Raw genomic sequence first — 14,475 nt, 5'->3', positions numbered from 1 at the left:
AAAGTCGGTTCTCAAAGCGCGAAGCTACTTCCGGTCAAAGCGATGTCGCCGACGACGAGAATTTCAAAATCGGCCACCTTGTCTCCGTTAACATCGGCGTGAACATACGTATCGCCTCCGACGTGGATAACGCGCAATTCCCCGGCCTTTCCGTGAAAGTTGCTTGAGCCGATAAAGTCAAACTCTTGATTGCCAGATTTGTTTGCATTCGCATCGACGCCCTGGAGGTCGATGTAATCACCTTGCTTTTTCTTGAAGTCGTTGATCACGTCGTGGCCAAGCACATTGAACGTCGATTCCGCGACATTCGTGAAAAGGAATACATCAGCTGCGCCGCCGCCAGTGAGGACGTCCAATCCGATTCCGCCGCGCAGGACATCCTTGCCGGCGCCGCCTTTCAGCGTGTCGTCGCCGAGACCGCCCACCAGATGGTCGTTGCCTCCGGAGCCGAACAAGGTGTCGTTGTCGATACCGCCAACCAACTTGTCCTTGCCGTCCAGTCCGGTCAGACGGTCATCGCCCTCAAGACCCAGAATAGCGGAGCCATCGGTACCCGCGACGTAGTTGTCATTGCCGGTCGTGCCGAAGATCTTGTATTCCCGCGGATCGAAAATCTGATAGTTGAGCGTAGTCAGGTTTGTGGCGTCACCGGTTTCGCTCCCATAGGTAAGAACCACGCGGCCGTCAGCCAGCGTGTCAATGCTCATGTTGCCAAATCCCTGATCTCCAGGCTTGTCGAGGTGAATTCTGGAGCCGATTTCGACACCATCCTGTGAGAACCGCTGAACGAAAATGTCGAGGTCAGGCGAGCCATCACTCTCGTTGCCATTGAAATCCGTCCAGGCGATCATAAAACCGCCGTCCTTTAAAGCCGCGATCTTTGGCAAGAAGCCGCCATCGCTACCCGCGATATGAACAGGATTTGCATCGATGGCGACAGCGTTGCCGATGTAGCGTCGGAACGAAATTCCATCATTTTGCTGCCATGCGACAATGGTGGTCCCCAAGTCGGTCTCGACCACATCCGGGAAGCCTGCGCCAACGTTGGCAGCGCTTACGACGACGTCCCCGACAAGGGCTTCGGCGGGTGTATAGACTTTTAATCTGACGTCGCGCGGGAAGCCACCGCTTAGCAATACACTCTCGTAAGCCAGGGCCATGAAGCCGGTATGCAATCCAGCTAGCGCCCCGTTTTGTTCCCCTCGTGATGCATCCGGGTCGATGAAAATCGCGTTGCTTGCAGGATTGCCGATAATATCCGTGAAACGCAGAACCATGTTCGTAACGTCACCGGGCCCGGTATAGTTGTAAAGGAGAGACCCTCCGCCGCTATCGCGCGCCGCACTATCGAGCAGCACTTCGCTAAAGCCTGAATTGATGCTCCCAAATGACGAGCCATTGGGCGAGAAGTCGGCGTTTGTCTGATGCCAGTAAATATCGTGGTCTAATGGGGCGTCGTCGAACTGGAGGTCGTAGTTGATCACGACCGCTCCATTGGTTTGCTGCGTCGCGATCGGTGTGCCCAGCGGCTTGACCTGCGAGTTGACCAGGCTGAGAAAATTGCCCCCGGTAAACGACCCGAGCTCGCTTAACTGCCGGCCGAAGAGGTCGGAACCATCTTCCCAGGTAACGACAAATGTTCCGTTGGAGAGCGCCGTGACACGTATGCCGAAAGCGAGAGGATCGGACGTGATCGTTACTTCATTGCTCCAGAATGTCGGCGTAGTCGTCATGACACATTACCTCCATTGCATGACCGCAAGGTTGCGGAGGTCCAACATAGCACGAGAGGGCTGTTCTGTACTTTTAAATCGAATTTTGCTTATCTAGGTCGAAGATTTGACCGCAGATACTGCTGCGCTCCGATGTATATATTGATTTTTTCCACCTAAAAGGACCAACGCCGACAAACAAACACCTCCTCTATTGGGTGTGAAATACTTGCAATTTTTTGGAAGATCAACCTGAGGTTTATCAACGGAGAATCTTGCTCATCGCCTTGCCTTTCGCGAGTTCGTCGATCAGTTTGTCCAGATAGCGGATTTCCCGCATGACGGGCTCCTCGATTTCTTCCACGCGGATGCTGCGGATCACGCCTGCAATCAACGATCGGGAGGGGTTCATGCGGGGCGCAGTTGCCTCAGAGCGAGGATCATCGCGTCGAGCATTTCGCGCTTGCCATTCGTCGGCGTCACGTCGGTATGCAGTTCCCATTTGACATGGAGCGGTTCAGGGGCAAGGCACCCTGTGGAAACCAAACCAGCGCGATGTTCGGTGTCTATGCACCAAGATGGCATGATCGACGCCCCGAGGCCGGCCGCGACAAGACTGACAATTCCGCTACTGGTTTCCACCTGGAAGACATCACGAGGGATGAATTCCCCGCGCTGGAAGAAGCGCTCGTATTCGAAGCCGGGGCTGGGATGCGCTTGAAAGGCAATATATCGCCAGCCGTCGAAGTCAACGGCACTAACCGCCCCGTTTGAGTTCGGAGTGCCGGGTGGAAAAATCGCCACGAGTTCGTCTTCAAAAAGCGTCGCACTCTTGAGATCGTTGAAATGATCGTCATGCGGGGCGATGAAGCAATCTGCCCTGCCCGTGACCAACGCGTTTCGCAATTCGAGATTTGAGACGCGGAGAAGCTCTATACGAGCATCGGGACTGATAGTCCCGACCGCCTTAAGCGCTGCGGCAAGCCAGTTCACATTGTCATAGTTGCCAAGCGCCACCCGCAAGATCGGTCGCGCATTATGGTCCATCTTGACCGCGTCCAGTTCGGCCTTCCTCAACGTGTCTTCGGCATAGAGGCCCGCCATCAGCAAGCGTTCGGCGGCTGGTGTCAACTCCATCGATCGGCCGTTGCGCTTGAACAGCGTGACGCCCAGCCGTCGTTCCGCCTCCCGTAACTGGTGACTGGCCGCAGGCTGGGTCAATCCGAGTTCGTCGGCGGCACGGGTCAGCTGCCGATGACGGCTGACTGCGATCAGCAGCTGATAATGGCGGCGGTCGAGATAACCCATATGAAAATGTTTCATGGAAAAGGCAGGAATAATCAATTGGAATTTTGATGCCTGCCCACTCATTCTGACGGAATTCGAACCTAAATCCGATCAGACTAACCCGCATTCATACTGTTCATGATTACAGCCATTGGGTCGATCCGTGGGCTGCGGGTTTGCGAGGAAATATTGATGCAGAACATGAATGAATTGAGCTCACCGCTGGTCAGCGAAGCCATCGGAAACGACGTCTTCAAGGACGATCGGAAGAATGTCTACTTCAACCCTGATGGTGCCGATCGCCCCCTCAAGAGTCCCATTCCATTCTCGGTGGTCGAGGCGGCGCGGGCCCATCGCATGACCAGGCTCCGACAAAAACTTTCGGAGCACGACTGCGACGCGCTCCTGCTCTATGACCCCGTCAACATCCGCTACGCCTTTGACAGCGTGAACATGATGGTCTGGTCGCTGCACAATCCGGCACGCTATGCGTTGATCGTCGCCGATGGCCCGGGCATCATCTTCGAGTTCGGCAAGTGCGAACATCTCAATGATGGACTGCCTGCCGTTGACGAGGTGAGGCGCGCCAAGAGCTGGATGTATTTCACCGATGGAACCCGTGTTCCCGAACGCGTCGCGGCGTGGGCGGACGAAATCGATGATATCCTGAAAACCCACCGGGCCGGCCGGCGCCTGGCGGTGGACAGGCTCGATCCCCTTGGTGTCGAGGTTCTGAAAGGGCGCGGCTACGAGATCGCCGACGGCCAGGCCATTGCCGAGAAGGCGCGGTACATCAAGAGTGCCGAAGAGCTGACGTTGATGCGATGGACGGTGCGGGTCTGCGAAGCCGGCATGGCACGGATGTACGAGGCGTCGGAGCCGGGCCGGACGGAGCGCGAGATATGGGCGGAACTGCACTACGAGAACGCCCGATCCGGCGGCGAGTGGCTAGAAACGAAGCTCGTCACGGCGGGGGCAAGAACGAATCCGTGGTTCCAGGAATGTTCGGACTATGTGATCAAGCGCGGTGACATGATTGCTTTCGATACCGATCTGATAGGTCCCTATGGCTATTGTGCCGACCTGTCGCGCTCCTGGACCTGCGGGCATGTCCGCATGACGCCGAAACAGCGCGAACTCTATTCAGCGTCGCTCGACCAGATCAACCATAACCTGTCCCTGCTTCGCGCCGGACTGGAATTCCGCGAGTTCAACGAGCGCTCCTGGCGCATTCCGCAGAAATATCTGCCCTACCGCTATTCCGGCGCGATCCACGGCGTCGGCATGGTCGATGAATGGCCGCTGGTGCTCCTCCATCCCGACTTCCACAACAACTATCCCGGCGTCTTCGAGGAGAACATGGTCGTAACCGTCGAAAGCCTGATCGCCGAGAAGGGGTCGGAGAGCATCAAACTGGAAACGCAGGTCGTGATTACCGCGACCGGAGCAGAGCGCATGGACAGCTTCCCGTGGGAGAATGTCTGAAACAATGCGCACCCGAGCTGACGGCTTCTACCTAACCAATCAATTCGTGCTGTTATCGCTATTGGACGGCGAGTTGCGGAGGATCTTGCTCATGGCCTTGCCTTTCGCGAGTTCGTCGATCAGTTTGTCCAGATAGCGGATTTCCCGCATGACGGGCTCCTCGATTTCTTCCACGCGGATGCCGCAGATCACGCCTGTAATCGATGATCGCGAGGGGTTCATGCGGGGCGCCTGCGTGAAGAAATCCTCCAAAGTCGTCTTGTCCGCCAGTCGGTCGCCCAGGCTCGCCGAGCTGTGCCCCGTGAGCCAGCAGATGATTTCATCGACCTCCACCTTGGTGCGCCCCTTCTTCTCCGCCTTCGCGATATAATGAGGATAAACGCTAGCGAGGCTTATTGAATAGATGCGATGCTTCGTCATTGGTCCTCCGATCGTTCCAGGCATGTTTCCGCCCAGAATAGCGGAGATCAAGACTGAGACAAATGGATCAAGCGGCCGAGTTCGTGCGCACACCAACCTGAGAATCCCACGATCTTGCCTCAGGCCCTGCCGATCTCGCCGGTATAGAGCAGCCACGCCGCGAGTAATGCGAGCACGACAATGATCGCGGCCAGCACCACTTCGGCGCCGGCAAATGTCTTTTCGCCGCGCTCCCGCCTTGCCATCGCATAGACAAGGATGCCGGGGACGAAAAGTATCGTGCACAAGAGCAGATAGTCGAGGCCCGCGGCATAGATCAGCCAGAGGCCATAGATCGTGGCCAGCAGGCCCACGACCGCGTCACGATTGCGGCCCGCTCCATCAGTTCCGTAGGTTTCGCCCTTGAGCGCGAGTTTCAGCGCATAGGCCCCCGACAGGACGTATGGCGGCAGGATGGCAACCGACGAAATGAAGGCGAAGAACTGGTAGGCGCTTAGCGAGAAATAGCTGATGATCACGAATATCTGGACGAGAATGTTGGTTGCCAGCAATGCGTTGGCCGGCGCGCCGCTGGCATTCTCCCGGCCGAACCAGCTTGGAAAGGTCCCCTCCTTGCCACAGATGAACGGGATTTCCGCGCAGATCACCGTCCAGGAAAGAAACGCGCCACCCACCGAGATCAGCAGGCCGATATTGATCACCGCCGCCCCCCAGTGGCCGATCAACGGCTCGAGGACGCCGGCCATGGAGGGAACGCCGAGACCGGCAAGCTCGGGCTGGCTCAGCAAACCCGCCGACAGCAGCGATACCAGCACATAGAGCACGAGCGCGCCCAGGAAGCCGATGACGGTGGCGAGACCGACATCGGAACGCTTGGCGGCTCGCGCCGAGCAGACGCTGGCGCCTTCGATGCCGATGAACACCCAGAGCGTAACCAGCATCGTGCTCTTGACCTGGTCCATGACGCTGCCGAGCCCGGCGCCTCCCGCATCATTGGGCTGGCCCCAGAAATTGAAGGTGAACTTGTCCCAGTTGAAGGCGACGATCGCGATCAGCACGAACAGCAGGAGCGGTATCAGCTTGGCGACCGTGGTGACGACATTGATCAGTGCCGCCTGCTTGACGCCCCGCAGGATCAGCAGCCGTACCAGCACCAGGCAGATCGACGCGCCGACGATCGACAGCAGGTTGTTGCCGTTGCCGAAGGCCGGGATGAAAAAGGAAAGCGCCGAGAAGATCGCCACCACGAATGCGACATTGGCAAGCGAGGCGCTGAGCCAGTAGCCCCAGGCGCTGGTGAAGCCGACATATGAGCCGAACCCGGCCCTGGCATAGGCATAGGGGCCCGAATTGAGTTCCGGCTTTCGTACCGCCAGGGACTGGTAGACGAAGGCTAGCATCAGCATTCCGATACCGGTGATCACCCAACCGATGATGATCGCACCTGGCGAAGCGTGGCGCGACATATCCGAAGGCAGGTTGAAGATGCCGCTGCCGACCATCGGGCCGACGACCAGGGCGATCAGGGGTACGAGCGTGAGCTTGTCGGACTGTACCGCCGTGGCGGGAATGCTCTCGTTGCCGGCTACCATACGCGCTTCTCCCCTGACCCTTTATGAAAGCCAATCCGGACGTCATACGATGCGCTGTCCAAGTGTGAATTTCGCGGCCAAATATGCTGGCGGGCCAGACTGCGTCGCAGCACGCGTCTGGAGACAATCCCTCCAACCAGAAGTATCAACCAGCGTGAGAGGCGTCAATCACTCCACCTATTCGCGAAAGATGGAAGCTCGTCGAATCGTAGTGTTGGGGCGGATCTCCCTCACCCCCTACCAATCAATTCGTATTGCCATCCTCGTTCGCCGCGAGCTTCTTCCAGGAGTTTTCCTGCGCCAGCATGGCCTTGAGATAGGTCATGTTGGCATCCGCCTGTTCGGCGGTCAGTTCCTGGCGGGCGATGTTCTCGGCTTCCTGGAAGCGGCCCTGCAGGCCGACCACCAGCGCGAGGTTCTGGCGCACGCGGCTGTCGGCGCCGGGCTGGGAGATAGCCGAGCGCAAATAGGTCTCGGCGGTCTTGAGGTCCCGGGTCAGCAGGTAGGACATGCCGAGGTTGGAAAGCACGCTCGGTTCGTTCGGCTTGATGTCGAGTGCATCGCGATAGGCCTGACGCGCGGCATCGGAGCGGCCGAGCTGGTCGAGAATGGCGCCTTCGGCGGATTTCAGCTTCCAGTCCGGGCGATCCGGGGTCTGGGCGCGGCTGATCGTGCCGAGTGCCTGTTCGAGATCGCCGGCGCTTGCCAGTGCCTTGCCATAGGCGGCGAGCACTTCACGATCCTTGGGGAAGAGAATGGCGACCTGCCGCATCACGGCGAGCGCCTGGTCGTTCTTGCCGGACATGCGCAGCAGCGACGCGTATTGCAGGCCGGTATTGCGGTCCTTCGGGTTCTTGGCATAGGCAGCGCCGATGCTGCGGGTGGCGCCGGCGATCTCCGCCGCGCTCATCTGGTCGACGGGTTTGTGTGAATTCGGGATCGAGCCGGTCGTATCGCCACGGTTGGTCGAGCAGGAGGCGGTGAGCGCCAGCGCCAGGATGCCCAGCCCGACCATCGCCTGCCTGAATGGCGCTTTCCGCCCCGTATGATATGTCATCGCCGAACCCCTTGCGAAATCTGGCGCGGCTGGCAAATCCGATGCAAATGCTGCCGCAATCCTCGCTCAAGCAATAATCTGTTAACCCTAACAGAGCGTTAACGCGCCCTTCCCAACGCGCCCTTCCAAGGACTTGCCATGGCCCCCTATCAGTTCATCGAGCGTGCCTCCCCCTTCAACACCAAGGGTGGCAAGACGCTGCCGGTTTTTGCCGTGACGCCGGCCCATATCGAGACCGAAATGGTCGATCCGGTGGCGCTGGAATGGGCCAAGAAGGCAGGCTGGAAGGGTGACGCGGGTTCGCTGCTGCTGGTGCCATCCGACACCGGACTTCTCGGCGGCGCGCTGTTCGGGCTCGGCAAGAACCCGTCGGATACGCCCTACATCACCGGCAGGCTGGCGAGGCTGCTGCCGGCAGGCGACTGGCATATCGAGACCGCGCCGCTGACCGCCAACCGGCTGCTGCTGGGCTTCGGGCTGGGCAGCTACCGGTTCGACAAATACAAGGCCGATGGCGGCGAACAGCCGACGCTGATGCTACCAGCCGATGCCGATGCGGCGCGCATCAAGCGGCTGCTGGCCGGCGTGTTCCTTGCCCGCGACCTGATCAACGTGCCGACCAACGACATGGGGCCGGATGCGATGGAGGCCGCGTTCCGCGAGCTTGCGGCGCATTACAAGGCCGATGTTTCCGTGGTGCGCGGCGACGACCTGCTGCAGCAGAACTTTCCGCTGATCCACGCCGTCGGCCGCGCGTCCGAACAGGCGCCGCGGCTGCTCAAGCTGCGCTGGGGCAAGAAGGGCCATCGCAAGGTGACGCTGGTGGGCAAGGGCGTGTGCTTCGACACCGGCGGGCTCGACATCAAGCCTTCCGCCTCGATGCTGCTGATGAAGAAGGACATGGGTGGTGCGGCCAATGTCATGGGCCTGGCGCTGATGATCATGGACGCCAAGCTCAAGATCGACCTGACCGTGCTGGTGCCCGTGGTCGAGAACTCGATTTCCGGCAACGCGTTCCGCCCTGGCGACATCTACCGGAGCCGTGCAGGTCTCACCGTGCAGATCGACAATACCGATGCCGAGGGGCGGCTGATCCTGGCCGATGCCCTGGCGCTGGCCGACGAGGACGAACCCGATCTGATGATCGACATGGCGACGCTGACCGGGGCTGCAAGGGTAGCACTCGGGCCGGACCTGCCGCCATTCTTCACCGACGACGAGAATCTCGCCGGCCAACTGACCGATGCGAGCCTGGAAGTGGACGATCCGATGTGGCGCCTGCCGCTCCACAAGGGCTACGAGAAGGACGTCAACGCCAAGATCGCCGACCTGACCAACGCACCCTCGGGCGGCATGGCCGGCGCGATCACGGCCGCGCTCTTCCTCAAGCGCTTCGTGAAGAAGACCGAGAGCTGGGCGCATTTCGACATTTTCGGCTGGACGCCATCCGAGCGGCCGCATGCGCCGGTGGGCGGCGAAGCGCAGGCGATAAGGGCGATTTTCCATATGCTGGAGAATAAGAGTGCGCGGGGGTAGACGCGGTTCGAAGAGACCGCGCACCACCCCCACCCGTGTGGATCGGTGATAATGAAATCGCTGTAAATGATGCTATACTTACCCGCGCACGGAGCTCGGGAGTGTGTCATGGCCAACGTAAAGTTCATTGAGGGTTTGGGCGATGAGGGTATCTACCAACATTACGCCGTGGAGCGTCTAGTCCTTCAAGCCGGTGCAACCGCCAAGTCGGCGATCTTCATCGATTGGCTAACCGGAGATAAGATAAGAATCGTAGGCACGAACCTGACATTCCAGTCCAACGATCCGACAGGCGGAACGATCACGAAATTCAGCTATCTCGACGCGAACAACAATCCCTACCTGATCGAAAGCGATGCAAGGATCGACGCCTTTCAATGGAAGGTGATCTCCGGTTCAAATGGTGAAGACTTTGCCGGCATGTTCAAATATTCTCTTAGAAACGACGACGTTGTGGTCGGCACCGCGCTGCCGGATATTCTACAGAGCTTCAACGGCAACGATATCGTGAATGGTGGTAAGGGCGCCGATGACATCATGGGCGGCGAAGGCAATGACAAGCTCACAGGCGGCTTGGGGTTCGACGAGTTCTTCATCCGCGACAAGTCAGCCAGGGATGTCATCACCGATTTCGATGCCAATGGAGGTGGGGTGCTCCAGGATCACCTTTACATACAAAGGGACGATCCATTCGAGATCACCAAGTCAGGCGACAATGTCGTGATTACATTCGAGGAAGGCGGCAGGGTCACGCTCCTCAATGTCAAGTTGAGGCATTTCGACGAAGCCGACTACTCCCTTTGAGCCACTGATTGTGCATCGCACTACATGGCCGAGGCGACGCCCCCAGTTGCATATAGGATGGGTGAGGTCTTGCCCCTCGACTAAAGCTCGAAATTCCCCGTCCGCAGCTTCATCGCATCATCTTTGTCGATTAACCCTCCTCGCCGGAAGCGCTTGCCCTCGCCGGGCCTTTCGCGGAAAATGGAACGGTCTCGAAACGATTTTTCCGGAGCCGGCCGTTGCCCGTCGAACTTACCGCCTCGCAGGCGCTCGGCCTCTGGCACCAGGTTTCGCTGGAACAGGTGAAGGCGGGAGATGTCGACCTGACCATGCGGCAGGTGGCGATCCTGCTGCATATCTATCTCGTGCCGCCGCCGCACACGGTGCGGGGGCTGGCGGCGACGCTTGGCGTGACCAAGCCGGTGATCACGCGGGCACTCAACACGATGGGCGAGATGGGCATTGTCGATCGCGTGCGCGACGACCGCGACCGCCGCAATGTGATCATTAAAAGAACATTGACCGGTGCGCTTTATCTTGAGAAATTCGGGGACCTGATCATCGACCGGGGCCGACAGCTCACTTGAGGACAACATGCTCGATCGCCGCCTGAACGCTTTTCGCACCGACCTTGCCGAGAAGAGGCTTGAGGGTCAGGTGGAGGCCCTGCGCTTTGTCGAGGGTAGGCCTGCCCGCTTGATCGCATCCACGACGGCGATGCGACCGCAGCCAAGCACGACATCCGGCATGGATACGGAGCTTTTGTTCGGCGAACCGGTGAGCGTGCTCGACCGCGCCAACGGCTGGGCCTGGGTGAAATCGGGCGTCGATGACTATGTCGGCTATGTCGAGGAGACAGCACTTGGTGGACCCGGTGCCGAGCCCACCCATTGGGTGACGGCGCCCCGCACGTTCGTCTATTCCGAGCCTGACATGAAGCGGCCGACGGCCACAGCGCTTTCGATGGGCAGCCGGATCACCGTGACCGGCGAGGCCGAGACGCGCGGCACGCGATATCTGCTGGTCGACGGCGGCGCGGTGATCGCCAAGCATGTGGCCGAAGTCGATATGCCCATCTCGGACGACTATGTGTCGGTGGCGACACGCTTTCTCGCCTCACCCTATCTCTGGGGCGGGCGCTCGGGCTTCGGGCTCGATTGCTCGGGTCTGGTGCAACTGTCGATGATGATGACGGGCAAAGCAGTGCTCCGCGATACGGACATGCAGCGCGCCTCGATCGGGACCGAGATCGGCCGGAACGAACTCAAGCGCGGCGACCTCGTGTTCTGGAAGGGGCATGTCGCGATCATGGTCGATGCCGGAATGATGATCCATTCGAGCGGTTTCACCATGGATGTCTCCCATGAAAGCCTGGCCGATGCGATCAAGCGCATTGAGCCGATGTATGGGTTGCCCTTGCTTTGCCGTCGGCCATCGTAAACCATTCGCCATATAATTTTCTATTTATCGTTCAATATTTGAAGACAATCCGTGCTCGCGGCGAGGTATATCCGAACCGCCCGGGGAGGCGCATATAAGCGTCATCCAATCAGTACCGGCACGGGCCGGAGAAAGAAGAAACCCATGTTGAACCAGATCAAGGGCCTGCATCACGTCACGTCGATGGCTGCGGATGCAAGGACGAACAACCAGTTCTTCACCCATACGCTCGGCCTGCGCCGCGTGAAGAAGACCGTCAATTTCGATGCGCCGGATGTCTATCATCTCTATTATGGCGATGAGGTGGGCACGCCGGGCACCGTGATGACCTATTTTCCCTTCCCCAATATCGGCCGTGGACGGCCGGGCACGGGTGAGGTCGGCACGACCGTGTTCTCGGTGCCCCAGAGCTCGCTCGGCTTCTGGGAAGAGCGACTTGCAAAGCAGGGCGTCACCGGCATCAAGCGCGACGAGACATTCGGCGAGAAGCGGCTGGAATTTGCCGGCCCCGATGGCGACGGTTTCGCACTTGTCGAGGTGAAGGACGATAGCCGCGATCCGTGGACCGAGAACGGCGTCAGCGTCGATCATGCGATCCGAGGTTTCCATTCGGTGGCCATGCGGCTGCGTGACGAGGGTGCGACGGCCGAGCTGATGAAGTTCATGGGCTATGAGCAGTTCGAAGCCAAGGACGGCGTCACCCGCCTGATCATGCCCGGCGGCAACGACGCGAAGTTCATCGACCTCGAAACGATGCCCAATATCAATCGCGGCCTGCAGGGCGCGGGCTCCGTGCACCATGTGGCCTTTGCGGTCGACAACCGCGAGACCCAGCTTGAAGTGCGCAAGGCGCTGATGGATACGGGCTATCAGGTGACACCGGTGATCGACCGCGATTATTTCTGGGCGATCTATTTCCGGACCCCGGGCGGCGTGCTGTTCGAAGTCGCCACCAACGAGCCGGGTTTCAACCGCGACGAGGATACGAAACATCTCGGTGAGGGCCTGAAGCTACCGACACAACACGAGCATCTCAGGTCCATCCTGACCCAGACATTGCAGCCGCTGGAGGCTTAAATGGCAACGATCGAACTTTCGAGAGAGCATGGCTACGTGCATCGGGTGAAGCCGGGTGCACAGGGCAAGCCGATCTTTTTCGTGCTGCACGGCACGGGCGGCGACGAGAACCAGTTCTTCGAATTCGGCAGCGACCTGATAGCGGATGCGACGATCATCTCGCCGCGCGGCGATGTCAGCGAATATGGCGCGGCACGCTTCTTCAAGCGCACCGGCGAGGGCGTCTATGACATGGACGATCTTGCACGGGCAACGGAAAAGTTCGCCGGCTTCGTATCGGCCCTCAAGGCGGAGTACGGGGCATCCGAGGTGATCGGGCTGGGCTTCTCCAACGGCGCCAATATCCTCGCCAATGTGCTGATCGAGAAGGGCAGGCTGTTCGACAAGGCGGTGTTGATGCATCCGCTGATCCCGTTCGCAGCGAAGGATAATCCGGCGCTCGAGGGCGTCGATGTGCTGATCACCGCCGGCCGCACCGATCCGATCGGACCGGCGCGTGTGACCCAGGCGCTGGCCGATTATCTCGCCGCGCAAGGAGTGAAGGTCGAACTCGACTGGCACGATGGCGGCCATGAGATCCGCCGTAACGAGATCGAGGCGGTGGAGCGGTTTTTGAAGTAACTGCCGGAGTGCCCTCTCCCGTATCAACGGAAGAGGGGCTCTTGCCGCACACACTACTTGGTGCAAGTGCCGGCTTTGTCCTTCGCCAGGCATTCATTGCAAAGTTCGCCCCCGGAAGGCTTTGAGGGCTTCTCCTCATAGTCCGTTGTGGGCCAATTGGAGCAGTTCCTGCACCAATGCCAGGTGTCCTTGCCTTTTCTCTTTCTGTAGGCCACGTCAAATCCTCCTCGATCTGATTGCGAACAGCCCAGCTTTCAGGTTTCACGGCAAGGGACAACAAACTGGACGCATCTCTGCGTTGAGAATGGTCGCTTGCCGTCGGAAATTTGACGGCGCCATCCTCTACGCATCTTGTGCGCAGCTCGCGCTCGAGGCTACTCTCCAGCCCAACGGGAGGAGACGATATGACTGACGCACCGCAAACGACCCAACGCCCGGCAACCTGGCGCCTTGTGCTGGCAGCGATCCTCGACTTCATCACCGCCTTCTTCGTGCTGGGTTTCCTCGTCGCGTGGGCAACGGGCGGGCTGACCGGGACCGGCTTCAGCCTGACAGGCGTGCCGGCGGCCGTCTGCTTCCTGCTGATCATCGCCTATTTCGTCGTCTTCAATAAATATCTCGGCGGGACGATCTGGCGCTGGATATTGGGAGCGCGGAAGCGCGGCTAATCAGGACTCAGGTGCCGTAATATGCGCGGTAGGCTGGATCCGTGCCGAACCAAAGCTCGTAGGCATCGGCAATGCCGAGGATGTCGATATCCGGAGCCTCATCGATATAGACATCGACAAGATCGCTGATCAGGATGCCGCCCACGGAATGCACTTCTTTGCCGTCATTGGTGAGGGCCTTGAGGTCCAGAGCCGACCAATCCGGTTGCGGATTGCTATTCAATGAATCGATTGCCAGGCGAACCTTGCCATAATCTGACGTGACCGAGAGCTTGCCGCCGGCAACGCCCATCGGCGGGTCTGTTGCGAAAAGATCGGCGGTGCCGATTAACAGGTTGCCGCTATAAACTTTCACGTTGAGCATGAATCCGCTCCCTTTGGTCGAACTCTAACGAACTTCTTCCAGCTCGATAAGTGTACCGAAGAAATCCTTGGGATGCAGGAAGAGCACCGGGTTGCCATGGGCGCCGATCTTCGGTTCCCCGCCGCCGAGCACGCGGGCGCCGGCCGCCCTCAACTGGTCGCGGGCGGCGATGATGTCGGTGACTTCGTAGCAGATGTGGTGCATGCCGCCATCGGGGTTCTTGGCCAGGAAGCCTGCAATGGAGGAGTTCTCGCCAAGCGGTTCGAGCAGTTCGACCTTGGTATTGTCGAAGATGACGAAGACGACGGTGACGCCATGCTCAGGCAGTGGCTGCGGTACCGAGATCGTAGCGCCGAGGCTATCGCGGTAGCGGGCGATAGCGACTTCGAGATTCGGCACGGCGAGTGCGATGTGGTTGACCCTGCCCAGCATG

The 14,475-nt window shown here is 59.4% G+C and carries 15 protein-coding genes and 1 pseudogene; 8 read left to right on the top strand and 8 right to left on the bottom strand.

Features of this window, described 5'->3' with window-relative positions; genetic code table 11:
- Positions 1-11 precede the first annotated feature (11 nt).
- The 3 genes and pseudogenes from IHQ71_RS27090 to IHQ71_RS27080 all read right to left on the bottom strand — a co-directional run bounded on the left by IHQ71_RS27090 (position 12) and on the right by IHQ71_RS27080 (position 3,020).
- Complete coding sequence (locus tag IHQ71_RS27090; RefSeq protein WP_258159494.1) at positions 12-1,733, bottom strand: calcium-binding protein; 1,722 nt, start codon at positions 1,731-1,733, stop codon at positions 12-14.
- A 241-nt stretch (positions 1,734-1,974) separates the two neighbouring features.
- Positions 1,975-2,139, bottom strand: a pseudogene (locus IHQ71_RS27085) (DUF2200 family protein); the annotation flags it as partial.
- On the bottom strand, positions 2,121-3,020 hold the full coding sequence (locus tag IHQ71_RS27080) for a LysR family transcriptional regulator (RefSeq protein WP_258162966.1): 900 nt from the start codon (positions 3,018-3,020) through the stop codon (positions 2,121-2,123). The gene IHQ71_RS27080 and the pseudogene IHQ71_RS27085, both read right to left, overlap by 19 nt.
- Positions 3,021-3,191: 171 nt before the next feature.
- On the opposite strand from IHQ71_RS27080, the gene IHQ71_RS27075 reads away from it, so the two are divergent.
- Positions 3,192-4,484 (top strand): M24 family metallopeptidase, encoded by a 1,293-nt coding sequence (locus IHQ71_RS27075; protein WP_374989925.1) that lies wholly within the window; start codon positions 3,192-3,194, stop codon positions 4,482-4,484.
- A 39-nt stretch (positions 4,485-4,523) separates the two neighbouring features.
- Here the strand turns inward: IHQ71_RS27075 and IHQ71_RS27070 are convergent, their stop codons facing one another.
- From IHQ71_RS27070 to IHQ71_RS27060, 3 genes are all read right to left on the bottom strand, one after another.
- Complete coding sequence (locus IHQ71_RS27070) at positions 4,524-4,904, bottom strand: DUF2200 domain-containing protein (protein ID WP_258159493.1); 381 nt, start codon at positions 4,902-4,904, stop codon at positions 4,524-4,526.
- A 119-nt stretch (positions 4,905-5,023) separates the two neighbouring features.
- Positions 5,024-6,496, bottom strand: a complete 1,473-nt coding sequence (gene arcD / locus IHQ71_RS27065) for an arginine-ornithine antiporter (protein WP_258159492.1) — start codon at positions 6,494-6,496, stop codon at positions 5,024-5,026.
- A 244-nt stretch (positions 6,497-6,740) separates the two neighbouring features.
- Positions 6,741-7,511, bottom strand: coding sequence for a tetratricopeptide repeat protein (locus IHQ71_RS27060; RefSeq protein WP_258162964.1), 771 nt, complete (start codon positions 7,509-7,511; stop codon positions 6,741-6,743).
- 180 nt (positions 7,512-7,691) lie between these two features.
- On the opposite strand from IHQ71_RS27060, the gene IHQ71_RS27055 reads away from it, so the two are divergent.
- The 7 genes from IHQ71_RS27055 to IHQ71_RS27025 all read left to right on the top strand — a co-directional run bounded on the left by IHQ71_RS27055 (position 7,692) and on the right by IHQ71_RS27025 (position 13,678).
- Positions 7,692-9,089, top strand: coding sequence for a M17 family metallopeptidase (locus tag IHQ71_RS27055; protein ID WP_258159491.1), 1,398 nt, complete (start codon positions 7,692-7,694; stop codon positions 9,087-9,089).
- Between the two features lie 108 nt (positions 9,090-9,197).
- Positions 9,198-9,893, top strand: a complete 696-nt coding sequence (locus IHQ71_RS27050) for a hypothetical protein (RefSeq protein ID WP_258159490.1) — start codon at positions 9,198-9,200, stop codon at positions 9,891-9,893.
- Between the two features lie 218 nt (positions 9,894-10,111).
- A complete protein-coding gene (locus IHQ71_RS27045; RefSeq protein WP_258159489.1) occupies positions 10,112-10,459 on the top strand; it encodes a helix-turn-helix domain-containing protein in 348 nt (115 codons plus the stop codon).
- Between the two features lie 7 nt (positions 10,460-10,466).
- Positions 10,467-11,312, top strand: coding sequence for an NlpC/P60 family protein (locus IHQ71_RS27040; RefSeq protein WP_258159488.1), 846 nt, complete (start codon positions 10,467-10,469; stop codon positions 11,310-11,312).
- A 144-nt stretch (positions 11,313-11,456) separates the two neighbouring features.
- Positions 11,457-12,389 (top strand): VOC family protein, encoded by a 933-nt coding sequence (locus IHQ71_RS27035; protein ID WP_258159487.1) that lies wholly within the window; start codon positions 11,457-11,459, stop codon positions 12,387-12,389.
- Positions 12,390-13,010 (top strand): alpha/beta hydrolase, encoded by a 621-nt coding sequence (locus IHQ71_RS27030; protein ID WP_258159486.1) that lies wholly within the window; start codon positions 12,390-12,392, stop codon positions 13,008-13,010. It begins immediately after the preceding gene.
- A gap of 404 nt (positions 13,011-13,414) precedes the next feature.
- On the top strand, positions 13,415-13,678 hold the full coding sequence (locus tag IHQ71_RS27025) for a hypothetical protein (protein WP_258159485.1): 264 nt from the start codon (positions 13,415-13,417) through the stop codon (positions 13,676-13,678).
- Positions 13,679-13,685: 7 nt separating this feature from the next.
- Here IHQ71_RS27025 and IHQ71_RS27020 read toward each other — a convergent pair whose 3' ends face one another.
- Positions 13,686-14,042 (bottom strand): hypothetical protein, encoded by a 357-nt coding sequence (locus tag IHQ71_RS27020; RefSeq protein ID WP_258159484.1) that lies wholly within the window; start codon positions 14,040-14,042, stop codon positions 13,686-13,688.
- Between the two features lie 24 nt (positions 14,043-14,066).
- Positions 14,067-14,474, bottom strand: coding sequence for a methylmalonyl-CoA epimerase (gene mce, locus IHQ71_RS27015; protein ID WP_258159483.1), 408 nt, complete (start codon positions 14,472-14,474; stop codon positions 14,067-14,069).
- Position 14,475: the final 1 nt, after the last annotated feature.

The sequence above is a fragment of the Rhizobium sp. TH2 genome, from assembly GCF_024707525.1.
Classification (GTDB): Bacteria; Pseudomonadota; Alphaproteobacteria; order Rhizobiales; family Rhizobiaceae; genus Rhizobium_E.
This window is presented reverse-complemented; position numbering and strand designations above follow the sequence as displayed.

Excerpts from the sequence above, each read along its gene's own strand:
- IHQ71_RS27035 (WP_258159487.1), top strand. The coding sequence starts at position 11,457 with ATGTTGAACCAGATCAAGGGCCTGCATCACGTCACGTCGATGGCTGCG.
- IHQ71_RS27050 (WP_258159490.1), top strand. The coding sequence starts at position 9,198 with ATGGCCAACGTAAAGTTCATTGAGGGTTTGGGCGATGAGGGTATCTAC.
- arcD (WP_258159492.1), bottom strand. The coding sequence starts at position 6,496 with ATGGTAGCCGGCAACGAGAGCATTCCCGCCACGGCGGTACAGTCCGAC.
- IHQ71_RS27090 (WP_258159494.1), bottom strand. The coding sequence starts at position 1,733 with ATGACGACTACGCCGACATTCTGGAGCAATGAAGTAACGATCACGTCC.
- IHQ71_RS27060 (WP_258162964.1), bottom strand. The coding sequence starts at position 7,511 with ATGGTCGGGCTGGGCATCCTGGCGCTGGCGCTCACCGCCTCCTGCTCG.
- IHQ71_RS27055 (WP_258159491.1), top strand. The coding sequence starts at position 7,692 with ATGGCCCCCTATCAGTTCATCGAGCGTGCCTCCCCCTTCAACACCAAG.
- IHQ71_RS27075 (WP_374989925.1), top strand. The coding sequence starts at position 3,192 with ATGCAGAACATGAATGAATTGAGCTCACCGCTGGTCAGCGAAGCCATC.
- IHQ71_RS27020 (WP_258159484.1), bottom strand. The coding sequence starts at position 14,042 with ATGCTCAACGTGAAAGTTTATAGCGGCAACCTGTTAATCGGCACCGCC.
- IHQ71_RS27070 (WP_258159493.1), bottom strand. The coding sequence starts at position 4,904 with ATGACGAAGCATCGCATCTATTCAATAAGCCTCGCTAGCGTTTATCCT.
- IHQ71_RS27040 (WP_258159488.1), top strand. The coding sequence starts at position 10,467 with ATGCTCGATCGCCGCCTGAACGCTTTTCGCACCGACCTTGCCGAGAAG.
- IHQ71_RS27030 (WP_258159486.1), top strand. The coding sequence starts at position 12,390 with ATGGCAACGATCGAACTTTCGAGAGAGCATGGCTACGTGCATCGGGTG.
- IHQ71_RS27080 (WP_258162966.1), bottom strand. The coding sequence starts at position 3,020 with ATGGGTTATCTCGACCGCCGCCATTATCAGCTGCTGATCGCAGTCAGC.
- IHQ71_RS27025 (WP_258159485.1), top strand. The coding sequence starts at position 13,415 with ATGACTGACGCACCGCAAACGACCCAACGCCCGGCAACCTGGCGCCTT.
- mce (WP_258159483.1), bottom strand. The coding sequence starts at position 14,474 with ATGCTGGGCAGGGTCAACCACATCGCACTCGCCGTGCCGAATCTCGAA.